Source organism: Microbacterium sp. Bi128 (assembly GCF_918698205.1).
The window spans coordinates 1-2,973 of sequence record NZ_CAKKMM010000594.1; the positions used below are offsets into that span (position 1 = coordinate 1).

Here is a 2,973-nt window from a genome sequence, read left to right on the forward strand (position 1 = left end):
GCGGCTATGACGGCGTGATCGTGGCGGCCTCGGTGCACGTGGGAAAACACGAGGGGTACGTCGCAGACTTCGTGAAGAAGAACCGCGCTGAGCTCGAACGCTTGCCGTCGGCCCTGGTTTCGGTGAGCATGGCCGCACACGGAGACGAGCAGACCGCGGAGGGCTACGTGGAGAAGTTTGAGCAGGACACGGGCTGGCGGCCCGCCCACGTCGGGTTGTTCGCCGGCGCCGTGCTCTATACCCACTACGGGTTCATCAAGAAGCACGTCATGAAGAAGATCGCCAGCGACAAGGGATCCCCGGACACGGACACGTCCCGTGATTACGTGTACACCGAGTGGGACGGCGTCCGGCGCTTCACGGAGGACTTCCTGGCCCGGTTCGCCGAGCCGCCCGCCCAGCCGTAGGGCTCAGGAGTAGGGCTCAGGAGTAGGCGTACGGCGGAGCCGTGTCGCCGGGGGTGAAGGGTATGAACCACTGCTCAAAATCCAGACTTGCGGCGTCGTCCTCGAGAACGTCAAGGTTGTCGGAGTAGAGCGCGTCACTGTCGGCATCCTCCAACAGGACTTCCTCGACGTCGGCCCGCCAGTCCTCCGGAAGATCCAGTTCGTAGATGTCCTCGGTGATTTCCGCCTGATCGAGCAGGCAGCGGACGGCTAGTTCCGCTGCAAGGCAGCCGGGGGCGGTCCAGCCCCGGACCAGCGACGCGGTGACGTCGGCCGCGACCACGATGAACTTCTGGGTGAACTTCGCGTCGTAGCTGGCGGCGAACTGTGGCGGCAGCGAGGACAGGACGGAGGTCCCGGCGATGTCGGCCGGCGTGAGAACATCCAGCGTGCTGAGCGTTCCGAGATCGCGGAACAACTGGTCGATCAGAATGCTGGACGAGTTCCACAGGAGTCCGGCCAGCAGACGGGTCTGGCCCACGGCTTTGCGCCGGTCTTCGGAGGAGACGGAGGCCATTTCGGCCAGGTCCTCGGGATCAAACTGGAGCCGCTGCTCGGCTGTCATGTCGTCCGGGTGGGGGTCGAGCCCAAGCAGTTCCAGGCTCAACCCGGTCAGCTTCCGGGCGTCGGCCAGCAGTTCTTCGGTGATGTCGTCGTCGTCGGCGCTCATGGCCCCGATGCTACCCGCCGTTGGCCCGCGGCCCGATTTGCGTTACGCGGCCGGGTTTGGCGGCGGTGCGGCAGCCTTAGGCGGCCGCGGGGTGGATGGTTCCCGACGTCGAACCCGTCCTGGCCATCCGGACGGACAGCAGATAGGCGATCCCGCAGGCCAGGGGAACCAGGCTGGCCGCGATCAGCGATCCGACCGCACCCGACCTTCCGATGATCGTGATCAACAGCGGCAACACCCCCAGGCCCACCAGCAGCCAGCCGGCCAGTGCGGTAACTTTCAGGCCGAGGATTGCGGCCGGGAACGCCAGCGCGAGAACGCTGACGGCGATGAGGGGGCCGTTGTCGTTGAGGAAGGCGCTCAGGGCAGCGGGGTCGAAGGCGAGCCACACGCACGCGGCAATGAAGGCCGAGGCGAGGGCGAGCAGCAGGGGAGCCGTTGCCGCCGGCCAGAACCAGGCCGAGACCGCGAGGATGAGCATCGGAACCACCCAGGCGAGCGTGATCAGCGTTCCGTTTGTTCCGCCCGGGTCCTGCATCGCGAACCCGCCGATGACGATTCCCCCGATGATGGTGAACGCCGCCATGACGGCAGCTCCGGTGCGCGTCACGGCGGCCGCCCGCCGTTGCGGATCTTTGTCACGGGACATGACAACACCCATCACGACGGCGAACACAATGATCGCGCCGACCGCCAAAATGACCGGGACGTTCATGGGATGCCTCCTGCGGCTGAACGGAACCTACGTTCATTGCAGCCCCGCCCCTCGGCCGTGCCAAGGGGAGAAAGGCCCGCTTCGGAGCTAGTGGAGTTGCTGAGTGCCCTGAACTCCGGGCTTCCCGATTATTGTTCAACCCAGATGGCGTGGGACAGCCGAACCGTATGTGGCAACTTGGCCTGCCCCGCAGTCCGGGGTGGCCGGACGCACTATACCGAGAGGGGAATGGGATGCACCTCGTCCGCAGGGTGACCCGTGCGGTCATGAATGCGCTTCACAGCATCCGCGGCTTTAATGTTCCTCTTCGGGGGAATGGTGACCGCCTGCTCCAAAGTTACGGACGGTTAAACTCCTGCTGCCACCGTGCCTTATCCCACCTCTCCTGCAGCTTTCGGTCCATGGTCCATTTACTCTCCCATGTGTCGAAGTTGGCCTTGAAGGTGGGCACGTAGTAATTGGAGCCCTTGCGGTGGGTTCTCTTCTTGAGTCTCAGCAAGAGGCCGAGCAGGATCCACACTGCGATGAGAATTACGACCAGGAAGAATACTGTCTCCACGGGCAACCAGTCCTCGAAGGGGTTTAATGCCCCCAGTTTAATCCAAGTAGCGCCGGATAACGAAGCATGCCGCTTCCCACCGGCAGTGCCACTGCCCGTACCGTTGTCGCACGAACAGGAGTTCTGTTCGCCGGTAGGGAAAACAGGTGAGACCTTCGTCCTTCTAAGCCCCCAAGTGTCGCAAGCGTGCGTCTGACTGACAATGGCCGGACTCGGACTCGGACTTGCCCGACGTGCGGTTACAGCTGGCGGGAGGTTGGTGCACTGCGTTTCAACAAGGTCCGGGCTCCCCAATTCACGCACGACGTCAAGACCAGGACGGGGATTGCATTGGTAGAGCATGACCGCTTCGAAGTAGCGATCGATATTCCCACGCTGACTATGTCCGGGCTACCCTGTATGTGTTCGTTCCGGTGTGGTTTGGTAGGCGGCGTACCCCAAGCGGAGGGTCCACGCCAGAGCACTCACGGTGGTCGGGCCTCTCCTCAGTTCCTTCTCATCATCCGGCCCGACATTGTGATGACCATGAGGACGACAACTCACCTGCGGGGCGATCAGGAAAAAAGACCTCTACCTCCTGGTG

At 63.4% G+C, this 2,973-nt stretch carries 4 protein-coding genes; 1 reads left to right on the forward strand and 3 read right to left on the reverse strand.

The window, feature by feature from the left end:
- Positions 1-407 (forward strand): flavodoxin domain-containing protein (locus LQV45_RS23435; protein ID WP_230009049.1); only part of this gene is annotated, 407 nt, incomplete at its 5' end.
- 16 nt (positions 408-423) lie between these two features.
- On the opposite strand, the gene LQV45_RS23440 is transcribed toward LQV45_RS23435, so the two are convergent.
- The 3 genes from LQV45_RS23440 to LQV45_RS23450 form a co-directional block, all read right to left on the reverse strand.
- Complete coding sequence (locus tag LQV45_RS23440) at positions 424-1,116, reverse strand: hypothetical protein (RefSeq protein WP_230009050.1); 693 nt, start codon at positions 1,114-1,116, stop codon at positions 424-426.
- 76 nt (positions 1,117-1,192) lie between these two features.
- Entirely contained in the window at positions 1,193-1,831 is a 639-nt protein-coding gene (locus LQV45_RS23445; RefSeq protein WP_230009051.1) for a hypothetical protein, read from the reverse strand.
- 337 nt (positions 1,832-2,168) lie between these two features.
- Complete coding sequence (locus LQV45_RS23450; protein WP_230009052.1) at positions 2,169-2,390, reverse strand: hypothetical protein; 222 nt, start codon at positions 2,388-2,390, stop codon at positions 2,169-2,171.
- Positions 2,391-2,973 lie beyond the last annotated feature (583 nt).